The organism is Microbulbifer sp. MI-G (assembly GCF_030440425.1).
Taxonomy (GTDB): Bacteria; Pseudomonadota; Gammaproteobacteria; order Pseudomonadales; family Cellvibrionaceae; genus Microbulbifer; species Microbulbifer spongiae.
This window is the reverse complement of record NZ_CP098023.1, coordinates 1574895-1588473: the sequence shown is the minus strand read 5'-3', so window position 1 is coordinate 1588473 and position 13579 is coordinate 1574895. Positions and strand designations below refer to the sequence as shown.

General features: G+C 47.2%; 13 protein-coding genes, 2 tRNA genes, 3 pseudogenes and 1 other annotated feature. Of the genes and pseudogenes, 4 read left to right on the top strand and 14 right to left on the bottom strand.

Translation table 11 applies throughout. The features are described 5' to 3' along the window. Positions 1–641 precede the first annotated feature (641 nt). From M8T91_RS06830 to M8T91_RS06800, 7 genes are all read right to left on the bottom strand, one after another. On the bottom strand, positions 642–1727 hold the full coding sequence (locus tag M8T91_RS06830) for a hypothetical protein (RefSeq protein WP_301418095.1): 1086 nt from the start codon (positions 1725–1727) through the stop codon (positions 642–644). A 416-nt stretch (positions 1728–2143) separates the two neighbouring features. Further along, the gene (locus M8T91_RS06825; RefSeq protein WP_301418092.1) at positions 2144–2611 is read right to left on the bottom strand and encodes a MotA/TolQ/ExbB proton channel family protein; all 468 of its coding nucleotides are present in this window, start codon (positions 2609–2611) and stop codon (positions 2144–2146) included. A 23-nt stretch (positions 2612–2634) separates the two neighbouring features. Further along, complete coding sequence (locus tag M8T91_RS06820) at positions 2635–3186, bottom strand: YcxB family protein (RefSeq protein WP_301418090.1); 552 nt, start codon at positions 3184–3186, stop codon at positions 2635–2637. Positions 3187–3577: 391 nt separating this feature from the next. Beyond that, entirely contained in the window at positions 3578–3931 is a 354-nt protein-coding gene (locus tag M8T91_RS06815) for a hypothetical protein (RefSeq protein WP_301418088.1), read from the bottom strand. 110 nt (positions 3932–4041) lie between these two features. Beyond that, positions 4042–4419, bottom strand: a complete 378-nt coding sequence (locus M8T91_RS06810; protein WP_301418087.1) for a D-Ala-D-Ala carboxypeptidase family metallohydrolase — start codon at positions 4417–4419, stop codon at positions 4042–4044. A gap of 154 nt (positions 4420–4573) precedes the next feature. Next, the gene (locus M8T91_RS06805) at positions 4574–4921 is read right to left on the bottom strand and encodes a hypothetical protein (RefSeq protein WP_301418085.1); all 348 of its coding nucleotides are present in this window, start codon (positions 4919–4921) and stop codon (positions 4574–4576) included. 312 nt (positions 4922–5233) lie between these two features. Further along, positions 5234–5623, bottom strand: a complete 390-nt coding sequence (locus tag M8T91_RS06800) for a hypothetical protein (RefSeq protein WP_301418083.1) — start codon at positions 5621–5623, stop codon at positions 5234–5236. A gap of 120 nt (positions 5624–5743) precedes the next feature. Between M8T91_RS06800 and M8T91_RS06795 the strand changes: the two are divergent. Continuing rightward, positions 5744–6870 (top strand): annotated as a pseudogene (locus tag M8T91_RS06795) (IS3 family transposase). Positions 6871–7075: 205 nt separating this feature from the next. On the opposite strand, the gene M8T91_RS06790 reads toward M8T91_RS06795, so the two are convergent. From M8T91_RS06790 to M8T91_RS18895, 3 genes and pseudogenes are all read right to left on the bottom strand, one after another. Continuing rightward, positions 7076–7152: transfer RNA gene (locus tag M8T91_RS06790), tRNA-Val, on the bottom strand. Between the two features lie 157 nt (positions 7153–7309). After that, a complete protein-coding gene (locus tag M8T91_RS18900; RefSeq protein WP_367317760.1) occupies positions 7310–8509 on the bottom strand; it encodes a helicase-related protein in 1200 nt (399 codons plus the stop codon). Positions 8510–8626: 117 nt separating this feature from the next. Then, positions 8627–9315: pseudogene (locus M8T91_RS18895) on the bottom strand (DEAD/DEAH box helicase family protein); the annotation flags it as partial. Positions 9316–9565: 250 nt separating this feature from the next. Here M8T91_RS18895 and M8T91_RS06780 point away from each other — a divergent pair. Beyond that, positions 9566–9641, top strand: a tRNA-Asn gene (locus tag M8T91_RS06780). 153 nt (positions 9642–9794) lie between these two features. On the opposite strand, the gene M8T91_RS06775 is transcribed toward M8T91_RS06780, so the two are convergent. From M8T91_RS06775 to M8T91_RS06760, 4 genes are all read right to left on the bottom strand, one after another. Beyond that, a complete protein-coding gene (locus M8T91_RS06775) occupies positions 9795–10043 on the bottom strand; it encodes a hypothetical protein (RefSeq protein ID WP_301418081.1) in 249 nt (82 codons plus the stop codon). A 301-nt stretch (positions 10044–10344) separates the two neighbouring features. Beyond that, a complete protein-coding gene (locus M8T91_RS06770; protein WP_301418079.1) occupies positions 10345–10794 on the bottom strand; it encodes a hypothetical protein in 450 nt (149 codons plus the stop codon). Beyond that, complete coding sequence (locus tag M8T91_RS06765) at positions 10728–11069, bottom strand: hypothetical protein (protein WP_301418077.1); 342 nt, start codon at positions 11067–11069, stop codon at positions 10728–10730. Before M8T91_RS06765 ends, M8T91_RS06770 begins: the two co-directional genes overlap by 67 nt. Before the next feature lie 440 nt (positions 11070–11509). Beyond that, positions 11510–11662 (bottom strand): hypothetical protein, encoded by a 153-nt coding sequence (locus tag M8T91_RS06760; RefSeq protein ID WP_301418076.1) that lies wholly within the window; start codon positions 11660–11662, stop codon positions 11510–11512. Between the two features lie 193 nt (positions 11663–11855). Between M8T91_RS06760 and M8T91_RS06755 the strand changes: the two are divergent. Then, positions 11856–12305 (top strand): annotated as a pseudogene (locus M8T91_RS06755) (transposase); the annotation flags it as partial. Positions 12306–12355: 50 nt separating this feature from the next. Next, positions 12356–13572, top strand: a protein-coding gene (locus tag M8T91_RS06750; protein WP_301418073.1) for an IS3 family transposase whose coding sequence is annotated in 2 segments (ribosomal slippage) — positions 12356–12644 and positions 12644–13572 — 1218 coding nt in all. Because the reading frame shifts where the segments join, the coding sequence is not laid out codon by codon here. Beyond that, positions 12634–12750, top strand: a sequence feature (AL1L pseudoknot). Its footprint overlaps the gene before it by 117 nt. Positions 13573–13579 lie beyond the last annotated feature (7 nt).

The following is a 13579-nucleotide window of genomic DNA, read 5'->3' as shown; positions in this document are numbered from 1 at the left end:
ATGATCACCCCCTTCAGAGTAAAAACCGGCTCAGTGGCCGGTTTGGGTGGTTGGGTGTCTGGTAGAGAAAACAATCGCAAGATAGCTGATTTATACCCCGAAACGCATTCCCCCTTCGATTTATTTACATGAATAAAGCTGGCCGGGCTTGTTCAACAACCAGATATGTTACGGTAAGCGCAACTTATCCTTATTTGTTAAGTCCGATCCCACTCCAATAAAAACAACTCCCATTGGCAAAACATAGCGTAGAGAATTGCAAGAATTGAAACAATTATTGTACATCCAATTACAAGATTAGGCAGTGGATTTTCTATGTGCCCCTTTATCGTAAGTAACACCTCTATAACAGCAAGCACACCTACCAATAGAAATATGAGCAAGAACTGACCATATAAGCTTTGGCCATATTCATTCGCTACAAGCCAGTAGTCCGCCGATCTGCTACCGATAGGAACCGTGACAGTTAGAAAAATCACCATCCATTGAAACAGAAAGAACACAACCAGAAGATATGATCCTATGATCCATGATCTACCCTCGTATCCCAAATTTTCTCGTTTCATCTCAGTGGCACTTAACGCTTGCAGCAGGGGACGCATAGCGAGGAACGAGCGAAGCGTTCCCTCTGCCTGCACTTGTTAGGGTTTATTTCCTGGTCGGAGCGACAACGTTGATTTGTGCAATGCTTCAATAAATTCACTAAAGCAATTTGTTGCATTTTCTGCGGTTTCCTTGTTGGAGAATATAGGCTCTTCTGGTGGAATATTTTCTAGATTGAGCGTACCGTCAAGAGAAGATACGTGTATTATTCTATGTCGGTAACGAATAAATGACTGCAGATTTTCTAGTGTGTCGCTAGAAAGGCCTAAATTACCGAACTTAATTCCATAAGCTTTTTTAAAAGCACGCTTACAGCTACTGTAGTTTTGGAAATTGATCTTCCCCTTTGAAACCACATGCTGTAATACCGTAGTGCCCGCATCTTCAGCCTCTGATTCAAGTACAGTGCCGATACCGATTTCTCGTTCTTTTTTTGAGTAAAAAGCGTCTATGACTGAATTTGTATTAGGGGTTAAACCTTCCTGTTCTAACTCCAAGAAGCGTTTTTTAGAGTATGTCTCAAATCCAGTAACCAGTATCGCTAATGACAGGTTTGTTACTACCACCTCGAAAATGTAACTTTCTTTTGACTCACCTTTTGAGAGAACTTCGATTGCTTTTACGGTCTCTTCCCATGCCTTTTTGCCTGTTGGTAATATGATAGGTTCACCGGCCTGATAGGAATTCAGGCCCATGACGTCTAAACCATTATCTCCGATTTGATAAACCCTCCCGTCTTTGCCGACACAGAATTGCCTCTGTGAGACTACCCCAGTAGCACTTACGAGTTCGGCCTCAGGTGTGTTTGGCCTCACATGCAGTTTTGTTTCACTTGGTGTCCATGAGAACGCCAAAAATACGACTGGTGCTGGTGGCAGGTTCTTGAGATCTACAGTCGCAACTCTCGTTCCTGTGCCAGGGGACGAATGATAAAAGTGAACGCACAAACTGTTATCACGCTCCAGTCGGAAAAGATGCTGACCAGAAGGAATCTCAAGGATAACCTCTCCCAGCTTATCTTTATCGAACAGGTCAGGTGATTCATAGTTAAACGTGACTGTGCCTTCAGGTCTACATATCGCTTCTTGTATTTCCTTAAAGAGATGTGAGGGTAAATTTTGCATGACCAGACTTCCTTGCAATCCTAACAGTTTATTAAAGAGCCGGTGGCTCACTATCCATTTGGCCACTATTTCTGGAATGGAGCTTTCAAGATCCGCAGAAAAGCCTTTATTTTCAGTAGGTTATAGATTTTCGTTCAAATAGTAACCAAAGATAGTGAGTCATTGGCTCAAGTCGCCTGGTTCAACCTCCCGCTCTTAACACATTTTACCCACAATTAAATCAATAAGTTAGGGAAACTTTCATTGGATGTCAGCCATGGCTCTATAATTCGGGCCTTGGCACTTGTAGTACACCCTCCCACCCCCTTCCTGTCCGCTCATCAAGTCACTTTCTCCAGGCGTAAAAAAACCGGCTCAGTGGCCGGCTTGGGTGGTTGGCTAAAAGCGGCTAGCGCTATCCTGCAAGGGGCCCTAGTTTATTGCTTGCGCTTGTTAAGTGCCCAATTGCCACACACATAAAAACTATGCTTGTGCTTCACTAACATAAAAATGATTATTAAAGAAACAACTGTTCCGATTGGGAATAACAGAAATACCACGATAGAAGCCGCAATTGAGACTCTAAAAACCCAAGGCCGACGATGCCTAAAAAACACAATGGATACACACAAAAGAATTGCGCCAGGCAAAGAATAAATCAATCCCAATATTGTTGGGATTAGGGCTTCAGACATGCCGTTTGCAATAAACTCTGAACTCCTCGCCCCCTGTACCGTTATTTCCTGAAAAAGCTGATACATTGAAATTATGGTCGAGATAATTCCAATTGGTAGAGACAAAAGAGTTATAGATCCAATTAAAGCCAACCATTTTCCTACAGCTGAAGTCTGAACACTAACCTCAATTAAGGTGGAGTTTGGAGATTTGTAATTTAAATTACTCATTTTTTCTCTTATCACTTAATACCTCAAGAAGGGGCGCCGCTTTGCGACGTCCCACTTGCTTTACTCGTTACATTTGAATAACGCTCTGATATATATTTGTAGAAACCATCGGGATCTTCAAGCTTCGATTCTGGAAATACATATGCATAGGCTGTATCCAGATAGATCATGATCATTCCTTGCGCCCGCTCTATTTTCTTAACAATTTCCCAAGATTGAGTTCCCTTGTAACCCCTCCCTTCTGAATTGATTCCAGAGTCATCAAATGTAAATTTGTGGCTTCCGCAGAAAGTGCCTTGATCAGACGGCTCGAATGCTCTTCTGATTTTAAACATATTAAAGATAAACAAGGCCGATATGAGTATAAAAAACACGCTGACAGAAATGGCTGTGAACCAATGAAAAGTACTATGCCGGTTGAAGATTGACAGAAATACGAATGCAATAACCATCCAGATAAGCATATTTATCCAAGGGCTATCCATCCATGTTTTCAGATGCTTTGGTAGCTCCTTCTCGATATAGCTTTGATATTGCTTCCAATCTTCTTTTTGTAGTGTGATTTGAATTTCCATACTCACCTAGAAATGTAACATTTAAATACTGATCACCGTGACCACTATTATCCTGATTACTATCTCGAAATCAATTCTGCGACAACTCTCCACAACCCGCATTAAAAACAGCTAGTTACATGGATCTGGCACAATTGTACAAAATATGAACGCCCCCTTTCAGAGTAAAAAACCGGCTCAGTGGCCGGTTTGGGTAGTTGGTTAGACCTTGCCCGACAGGGACTTTCACCCCGTAAGAAGCATCAAGCTTAGCTTGATGCACTAACGCCCGCAGCAGGTGCGGCTTACTTTGTGCGGAAATTGGGAGCATAGCGACCTGCGCAAAAGATGTACAAGGTAGGCTCCCCCGCGGAGAGCCAAGGGCCCGGAACATATTACCTGGCCTTGCTTGCTAGTGCCGGGGAATTTCCACCTTCTCTGCCTCGGGAAAAACTATGGCAGCCTCTTGGGCTATCTCTTTAGAGTTAACACCATAAAAGAACAAATCTATAACGCCTTTGTTTTTCAAAAAAAGGCTAATAACAGCATCTTCCTGAATCAATTCGACACCATCTTTTTTCACTTGTACAGTCTTTGGACCAAACGGCCAAGTACCTAATGATGTGGTAATTTCTATTCTATCTCCGAGGTCACGGAAAATCCTCTTCTCAATATTTTGATACTTTTTCTTTGTAAACTTATCGGATAAGTACGTAGTTAAGAAAGCAATGAGAAAGCAACTGATCCCGGTTATTAAATATTCCAAGTCGACACCTAAATAGCACTAACCTTTATATACTGATCGCCATGACCAGTATTATCCTGATTATGGTCTCAGAATCAATTCTACGTCACTCCCTTCATGCGCTCTCCCCCTCAATAACTCCAGACAGTAGGCCGGGTACGCTCACCCGGTACAGGTCCGAGATCATCCAAGTGCAGAAATCGGCCCTTGTGGGCACCCTTCTGCTTTACGCCAATGCCAGTGAACCCTTCCTCCAGCGCGATCCCCAGCAGCTCATAGGCATGCCCACCAGAAACTGATACATCCACAGCCTGACCGGTAGTGTGTGTCATGGTGGAGCCGATACGGGCGCAGTGGGCCGGGCAGCGGTAACCGGAGGTGGTCACTATCGGCTTGTTGAAGCGCTCCCTGACTCTGATCAATCGACGCAGCGTGTCATCCGAGAAGTGGAGTTTCCCGCAACAACGGCAGGACAACTCCGCTTTCGTGAAGTAGTCGTTATTGAACATGGGATTGCCTGATACGAAAAAGCCCGCACTGGGCGGGCTTTGGATTGATTTAGTTAGTAAAGTATCGTACTCAGAACCTGCTATATGCTTATCAGTCTATTTAACTGACACAGAAATTTAACCGTCATAGCCCTTCAACTTCTGCTTGCGATGTTCACTTCATATAGACAGAATTCACTGAAGGGTAGGTAGTTCCTTTTCCAGCTAGGTCTACACAAGCTCCAGCGACGAGATTTATCTGCCTTCCAGCTGCTTTAGCAGCCAAAATCATAGAATACATTTCTTTGGCTATCGGATTATTAGAGAATAATATTACAGGATAATTTTTAATATCACATACCGAGTCTTCCATTGTGACACCGTTAATAAATAATCTGCTATCTTCCCCATTACTTATAAGCTGAATGTTGCTCTGAGATATGTCTATATAGCCACTTTGACTCGAAGCAGCGACATTAATAGAGATCAATATTCCAACGATCAAAAAGATTATATTTTTCATACACCCGTCTTACTTAGCTTGCAATCTATCTGTATCTACAAGTGCGCCCTAACCCTACGCGAAACCTTGTCGCACTACTCTATAGAGCATTGCAGTATACGGCAACCTTGGAGGAAATCAACGCCTCTCCCCCAATTACATTACGAATAGTCCATGCCTAAATTACAGCCGTAAAAAAGCCCTGCCGGATTAACCAGACGGGGCTTTCAAAGGGGGGGTATGGTCCTGCTGCGCATACTTCGCGACAGCTTATACAAAGTTAACCCATATGGACGTATGGTGTCAATACATACAGCCTGTTTTTAAATACAGTTATGCGGCATTCTGCGACAAAAAGAAAGCTTCCACCGTCGCCTCAACAATTTGACACATTTTTTCAACCCACGGCTTTGACCTTTTGACCTTCCTGGCCACATCCTGCATTTCCCAACGGTAGTAATATCGCAACCAAAAAACCAACCTCTCCAGCGCGGCCTTCTCCTTGTCCTGGCGCCTGGCTATCACATTCAGGTAAGCCAATACTGCTGCATCCGTGAGGACTGCTCTCTCGTAATCCATCGGTACCGGGCCCTCCCTATGCCCTGAGATCATCCTTCGGCCAAATGCCGCCATACGGGGCCAACTCACTGAGTCCCCCGCACGTTCAGGATAGGCCCTGGACCACTCCCACAGGCGCTCGCGAATGCTGATTTCATTGACCATCTTTTCCCCTATCTCGATTAACCAACAAATTGCCGGAATCTCTTAGGCGGGCTGATCTGGCTCACTGGTCCTCCCCCTTGAAGTGGTCCACCCGTATAATTAGGAGACGGAGGACTAAACATGGGAATCAAACATCATAAGCCGGAAGAAATTGTCACGAAGCTGCGGCAGATTGAGGTGCTCTGCGGTCAGGGAATGTCGCGTTTGGATGCGATACGCCAGATGCAAATAACTGAGCAGACGTTCTATCGCTGGCGTAAGCAGTATGGCGGGATGGGAACCGACCAACTGAGGGAACTCAAGCGACTACAAAAGGAGAATGAGCGGTTGCGCCGAGCAGTATCGGATCTCACGCTGGACAAGTTGGTTCTGTCAGAGGCTGCCAAGGGAAACTTCTGAGCCCTTCACGTCGCCGTGCTTGTATTGACCACCTACGAAGTCGATTTCACATTTCTGAGCGTCGGGCGTGCCGTGTTTTGGGCCAGTATCGATCCACACAAAGGCGCCTGCCTGTTGGTCGTTCCGACGAAAACCGTTTGGTTGCTGACATGGTCGAGCTTGCGCGACAGTATGGTCGATACGGCTATCGCCGGATTGCAGTTTTACTGAGAGATGTGGGCTGACAAGTGAACAACAAGCGCGTGGAGCGACTGTGGCGGCGTGAGGGGCTGAAGGTTCCAATGAAACAACCAAAGAAGGGATAGCTCTGGCTAAATGACGGGTCGTGTGTTCGACTACGTCCGGAGTATCCGAACCATGTCTGGTCGTATGACTTTGTTCACCATCGGACTAGCGATGGGAAAGCATTCCGAATGCTGAACATCCTGGACGAATACACCCGAGAATGCCTGGCAATCCGGGTGAAACGAAAGCTGAACTCAACGGAAGTGATTAATGTATTAACAGATCTGTTCATTTTACGCGGTGTTCCCGCCTACATCTGGTCAGACAATGGTCCGGAGTTTATTGTACAGGCGGTCAGGGACTGGATCACATTTGCTGGTGCAAAGGTGGCTTACATAGAGCCGGGTTCACCCTGGGAGAATGGGTACTGTGAAAGCTTCAACGCCCGGCTCAGAGACGAGCTTCTAAACGGTGAAATATTCTATACGTTACAAGAGGCGGAAATTATTATTGAGGAGTGGAGGAAGTACTACAACACCAAGCGGCCACACAGTGCCTTGGGCTACCGCCCACCGGCCCCGGAAACCACCGTGGAGAAAGAGCCACGGCCAGCTATGCACTAACATTTAAACTGGACCGCCTTGGTGGGGCTGATCAGTGGGGCTGACCACTCTAACCGTATTCTAACCAAATCGGTGGATTTTATTGGTTTCGATAGGGGAGGCTTGAGAGAATCTGAGAATTTAGATTTTCTCAGCAATAAATTAAAAAAACAGTTAAAAATCAGTGAGTTGAGGTTAATTGAGAAAGGTTAAAAGCCGTAGTACCTGGTAGACCCGAGCGGACTTGAACCGCTGACCTCTGCCATGTCAAGGCAGCGCTCTAACCAACTGAGCTACGGGTCTCTTTAGCACTCAGGAACCAAGTGCCGCGAAGAGCGCGAACTCTACCACCGCTCTTCACTGTTTTCAATATGTGGTTGGGCTTTCGAATAAAATGGTCCAGACAAACAGGAACACCGAGATTCAGGGGGAGGTGTTGCCAGTCTAAGCAGCTTGATCGCTACTCCATTTCCTTTAATTGGGTGATCTTGTCGCGAAGCTTGGCAGCAGCTTCAAATTCCAGATTCTTGGCGTGCTCGTACATCTGTTCTTCCAGTTCACTGATCTGTGCCCAGCGCTGCTCCTCGGGTATTGGCTTCATTACAATGTTAGCCTCCCTCCCTTCTAATCCCTTGCGTCTCCCTTTGGCTGGCATGCCTGGTGATACTGCCCCCTCGAGGATATCCGCGACATTCTTGCGGATACCTTTTGGGGTAATACCGTGTTCTGCATTGAAATTGAGTTGTTTTTCCCGACGGCGTTGCGTCTCTTCAAGTGCGCGCTCCATAGAGCCCGTCATTTTATCCGCATACAGAATGGCCCGCCCCGCCAGATTCCGTGCGGCCCGCCCGATAGTCTGGATCAATGAACGGTCTGAGCGCAAAAAGCCCTCTTTATCTGCATCGAAGACAGCTACCAGCGCCACTTCCGGCATATCCAAGCCTTCTCGCAAGAGGTTGATGCCCACCAATACATCGAACTCACCAATACGCAGATCCCGGATAATTTCCACACGCTCGACAGTATCGATATCTGAATGAAGATAGCGTACGCGTACCCCGCTTTCAGCAAGGTACTCTGTTAAATCCTCGGCCATGCGCTTGGTCAGCACCGTGATCAATACTCGCTGATCCGCATCCACACAGCGGTGGATTTCCGACAGCGCGTCATCCACCTGGGTCAGGGCCGAACGGACCTCTACCTCGGGGTCAACCAGCCCTGTAGGTCTTACCACCTGCTCGACCACCTGTTGCGCATGCTCTGCTTCATAGAGGCCTGGTGTTGCCGATACAAAAACAGTCTGTGGGGCCAGGTGTTCCCACTCCTCGAATTTCAGAGGGCGGTTATCTAAGGCCGAAGGAAGGCGAAACCCATATTCTACCAGCGTCTCCTTTCGGGATCTGTCACCCCGGTACATTCCACCAATCTGGGGAACTGTGACGTGGCTCTCATCAATAAACAGCAAGGCGTCATGAGGCAAATAGTCAAACAACGTAGGAGGCGGCTGTCCCACATCTCGCCCGGAAAGATAGCGGGAATAGTTCTCCACACCATTGCAATAACCCAGCTCCTGCATCATCTCCAAATCATACCGGGTGCGCTGCTCCAGGCGCTGTGCCTCCAGCAATTTGCCACTTTTCCGCAACTGTTCAAGCCGCAAGCCTAGCTCCTCTTTAATGTGCTCTATAGCACTGACAATGGTTTCCCGTGGGGTTACGTAGTGGGATTTAGGGAAGATAGTGACCCGAGGGACTTTTTTGAGCTGCTCCCCCGTCAATGGGTCAAAAAGGGTAATATCCTCGATCTCCCTATCAAACAGAGACAGCCGTACCGCCTCCTGGTCAGAGTCTGCCGGATAGATATCGATAATATCCCCCGTACCCGGAAGGTGGCCCGGCGGAAATCCGCATCGTTGCGAGTATATTGCAACTCAGCCAGTCGCCGCAGAATCGTGCGCTGATCTACCAGATCCCCACGGTCCAGGTGCAGCACCATCTTCAAGTATTTATCTGGGTCACCAAGTCCGTAAATAGCAGAAACCGTAGCGACGACAACTACATCGCGCCGTTCAATCAATGCCTTTGTCGCCGAAAGGCGCATCTGTTCAATATGCTCATTCACCGATGCATCTTTTTCGATAAAGGTATCCGAGGAAGGAACATAGGCTTCCGGTTGATAATAATCGTAATAAGATACAAAGTACTCTACGGCATTCTTAGGAAAAAATTCCTTGAACTCCCCGTACAGTTGTGCCGCTAGCGTCTTATTGTGCGCCATCACGATTGCCGGGCGCTGCAAGCGCTCAATGATATTGGCGGTAGTGAAGGTCTTGCCTGATCCGGTAACACCGAGCAGGGTTTGGTGGCTAAGCCCATCTTTGAGCCCCTCAACCAACTGTGCAATAGCAACTGGCTGATCGCCGGCCGGGCTATAACCAGACTCCACCTTGAAAGGACGCGACTCCATATATCAACCTAACCTTAGACTCAAATCAGAAAGTGCGATTGTAGGGCCTCCTCAGGAAGCTCACAAATGCGAAAGGCCGATACACCTCACCGGAGCCCTCCTATCGGACCCAAATCACCTAAACAGGGAGGGTCAGATACATAATTTCTTGTCAAATCAACTAGTTAAACTACAAAAAAGGGCTTGACCTGCCCTGGAGCACTCTATACTATACGCGCCAACTGAGCGGTACAGCCAGCCGCTAAGCAAGTCCGCCTTAGCTCAGTTGGTAGAGCAAATGACTGTTAATCATTGGGTCGCTGGTTCGAGCCCAGCAGGCGGAGCCAAAAAAGTGAAGAAACCCCGCTAGTTATGAAAACTAAGCGGGGTTTTTTCGTTCTAGATACCGCAGATGTGTAAAATTTTGTGTAAAATTCAGACGTCCTTTTTACCTTTCTTTATCTATATTTAGGTCATCCCTTTAGTGCCTTAAGGCTGTTTCAACACAGCCAGTTGACCTTCACCGGTCCGATCCCGGTCTGTATGTCGCGCCTAGGCAAGTGGCCATTGCGAACGACGACAGCACGGTCATCATCCAGGCGGCGGTTCTTAAACCCCTCCATGAAAGTGGACAGCTTGGCCTCTATCGCCTGCTGTAGAAGCTCCCGTGCGCCCCGGCGCAGCAATTCAGTCAGCGGGTCTGCGGTTTCCTGTCGACCTGTAAACTCAACAACGGTATTCTTATCCATAGCGGCGTATTCCTGATTGGTTTCATTGTTTGGCGACAACAAATCAACCAGATACGCTGCTTTCTTTCAAACACTTAAACACCAGATTCGGTTATAACTCTAGGGTACGGGAAGATGGGGTACTAGGATTTTTCCCTCGTAAACGGACAAAAACCCGTGCAGCCCCCGTGGTTACTAGGCTTCCAGGCGGTATTACTTTTCACGAACCGGCAAATACCCATCGATTGAGAGTTTGACATCCTCCCCGCCCTAAAGGACGGCGTTTTAAGCGCATTCGATAATGCGCTTGTTGACGGATAGGTTAGTGTTCTTTTTTAACTACCGACATGCCTTCACCGAAAGCAAGAATAACCCTGAAAACATTAGATTGTTTTGGATCAGTAGCTACAAAGCTAGCCCCTTTGGCTCCTTCGAGTGAGAAAAATTTAGATGAAAAATCATTCCATCTTTCTACATCCTCCATTTTAAAGCTCGCAGCGCATAATTTTTTGCTGCATGAGATTTTACTTTCTACATTTGCCCCAATCTCGCTAGAGATTAATTTTATTTTCTGGTTGAAATTTTCAGAACGCATAATGTTTTCTGAATTCAGCCCAACTAGAGACTGCATAACTTCCTCATAATTATTGCTATGAAGAACAACTCCAACCTTATCAGAATTTACAGTATTCAGGGTAGAATCTACTAAAATTTCTTCCAGACCAAGCCTAACGTCAATATTACAAAAATGATCACCGGAATTTTTTTGCACAATTGTCCATTTGCATCCTCAACTATTGCGTTAGTCTTCGATGCATGATTGTGCTCTTCATATTCACCTTTTGTATTGTCTTCAGAATACGAGTGATCATGATGGTTATGATCTTTATTTTTATAAATAGAGCCGACTCCAAGCTTATCGACGGATTTATCTACAGATAAATTAGTACCTGCGTTTTCTTTAGGGGCATTTTCCTCTAAACTGACGTATCCTAAAAATCCAGCTGTTAGCAGTAATACAATCGCTATTAAGGGATATTTTTTCATAAAAATTTGAGAGTAAATTGCTTTTATTCTTTGTAAATTAGCCAGGGCAAATTTTAGGTTAAATTTAAATTGTAAATTTAATTAGGGCCAGGATATTCCTCTGTCTCATGAGGAAGAAATGTTGTCATAACCCGCCCCCACAGCAGTCTTTTATTGTCGTTACGCCTGTAACTGCATCAGTGGTGATTACACAACTATTTGTGCACGTAGTTTCAGAGATATGAAAGCCGTAAGAATTTAAAGAAAAAATAGAAAAGAAAAAAGATCCTATTATAAATTTTTTATGCATTATTTATTCCTATATGCTTTTAATCTGCCCTAGCTTAACTCAGTATATAGGAAATATTATATAAAGCAATCTTAGACTTCTAAGTTTCAGTCATGGATCATTAATAGTGCTGGGAGGAAGCTCTTCGCCACTGTGTTGGTTTCGCAGTATTTTACAACCGGCTGGCTTGATCCAGTGGACGACGCTGGGCCAGTATGTCGTGGTGCTCAGTGACGAACTCTGCCTTTTCCCGGCCTCTTATATCTCTCAGTTCGGCTGCCAACTGGTTCACTTCTTTCAAGCGTTCATGCAAAAGCCCTTTCACTCCCCAATCACCACCCGCAGGTTCACCGTGCGCTGGATACACTCCATGCGCCAGGCTCCTTTGTTGACCTCTTCATTCTCCGTGCCTTCGGCCACGGCGGAGGCCTGCAGGGTTTCTGTAAACCTCCCTTAAACTAGGGGCATCCACATTTAGAGTTCTCCGGCGTAAACTACGCTCACACGGAGAGCTAATAATGAAAAAATCGCGCTACACGGAAACGCAGATAGTAAAGATCCTGAAGGAAGTAGAAGGCGGCAGACTGGTCAAAGAAGTCTGTCGGGAGTACGGGATATCCGACGCTACCTACTACAACTGGAAATCCAAATACGGCGGTATGGAGGCGTCCGATATCAAACGGCTCAAGGAACTGGAGGAAGAGAATCGTCGTTTGAAGGCGATGTTCGCTGACCTCAGTCTGGAACATAAGATCCTCAAAGATATCTTGAAAAAAGCTGTAAAGCCAGCGATTAGGCGAGAGCTGGTCGACTATGCCCGACAAGAGCATAGTGCCAGCCTTCGCATGGCCTGTCGCGCAGTTGGCATAAGCGATTCAGTGTATCGGTATCGGCCCATTCCCAACCGGAATGATGAGGTGATCGCCAAGCTCCAAGAGGCAGTGGAACGCTACCCAGCTTACGGGTTCTGAATCACCCCGGGTTTCTCGGAGGCTAACTTTCTTGAGAGAATTAGCCAATGAGCAAACGACCTGGATACTCCCCCGAAGTACGGGAACGCGCAGTTCGCATGGTGTTGACCGGCGAGCACGAGCACCAATCACGCTGGGCAGCGATCACATCTATCGCTTCCAAGATCGGCTGCACACCCGAGACCCTACGATCATGGGTCAACAAGATGGAAGTCGACAATGGTACTAAACCCGGCACCACCAGCAGCGACGCAGCCCGCCTCAAAGAGCTGGAGCGCGAAGTCCGTGAGCTGAAGCGCGCTAACGAGATCTTGCGCAAGGCTGCCGCTTTTTTCGCCCAGGCGGAGCTCGACCGCAAACCGAAGTAATGGTGGCATTCATTGACCAGGAACGTGAGGCGCACGGTGTCGAGTCAATCTGTGAGGTTCTGCCGATTGCACCGTCGACCTTTTACCGCTGCAAGCATCTACAGGCCAATCCAGAGCAACGCTGTGCGCGCGCTCAACGTGACGATGAGCTGAAGCCTGAGATCCAGTGGATCTACGAAGAAAACCACCGCGTCTATGGTGCACGCAAGGTCTGGAAGCAGCTTAACCGTGAAGACGTAAAGGTCGCCCGCTGCACAGTTGAACGGCTGATGAAGGTACTGCAATTGGAAGGTGTTCGAAGAGGCAAACGTTGCGTTACGACTATCCCGGATGAGCTGGCCGATAAGCCGCTGGATCTGGTGAATCGCGAGTTTACGGCAGAGCGCCCCAACCAGCTTTGGGTGGCCGACATAACCTATGTCGCAACTTGGTCTGGTTTTGTTTATGTCGCATTCGTTGTCGACGTATTCTCCCGCCACATTGTTGGCTGGCGCGTATTAAAGAGCCTTCAAACCGACATTGTGCTTGATGCTCTGGAGCAGGCACTCTGGGCACGAGGTAAGCCCCGTGGCGTTACCCATCACAGTGATCGAGGTAGTCAGTACCTGTCAATTCGATATACCGAGCGGCTTAGTGAGGCGGGTTTTCAGGCGTCAGTCGGCAGTGTCGGCGACTCCTACGACAACGCACTGGCAGAAACCATCAACGGTTTATTCAAGGCGGAGGTCATCCACAGGGCAGGTCCCTGGAAAGGGCTGGATGAGGTTGAACATGCAACCTTGACCTGGGTCGACTGGTTAAACCATCGCCGCATTCTTGGGCCAATTGGCGATATGCCTCCAGCTGAATACGAAAACCTGTATTATCAACAAACCGAGTCTGCCCAAGCGGCATGACTCAAAT

What these genes read in the sequence shown, in the direction of transcription:
- M8T91_RS06805 (WP_301418085.1), bottom strand. Translation starts at nt 4,921, where the DNA reads ATGAAAAATATAATCTTTTTGATCGTTGGAATATTGATCTCTATTAAT.
- M8T91_RS06810 (WP_301418087.1), bottom strand. Translation starts at nt 4,419, where the DNA reads ATGTTCAATAACGACTACTTCACGAAAGCGGAGTTGTCCTGCCGTTGT.
- M8T91_RS06830 (WP_301418095.1), bottom strand. Translation starts at nt 1,727, where the DNA reads ATGCAAAATTTACCCTCACATCTCTTTAAGGAAATACAAGAAGCGATA.
- M8T91_RS06775 (WP_301418081.1), bottom strand. Translation starts at nt 10,043, where the DNA reads ATGGATAAGAATACCGTTGTTGAGTTTACAGGTCGACAGGAAACCGCA.
- M8T91_RS06800 (WP_301418083.1), bottom strand. Translation starts at nt 5,623, where the DNA reads ATGGTCAATGAAATCAGCATTCGCGAGCGCCTGTGGGAGTGGTCCAGG.
- M8T91_RS06825 (WP_301418092.1), bottom strand. Translation starts at nt 2,611, where the DNA reads ATGAGTAATTTAAATTACAAATCTCCAAACTCCACCTTAATTGAGGTT.
- M8T91_RS06765 (WP_301418077.1), bottom strand. Translation starts at nt 11,069, where the DNA reads ATGAAAAAATATCCCTTAATAGCGATTGTATTACTGCTAACAGCTGGA.
- M8T91_RS06820 (WP_301418090.1), bottom strand. Translation starts at nt 3,186, where the DNA reads ATGGAAATTCAAATCACACTACAAAAAGAAGATTGGAAGCAATATCAA.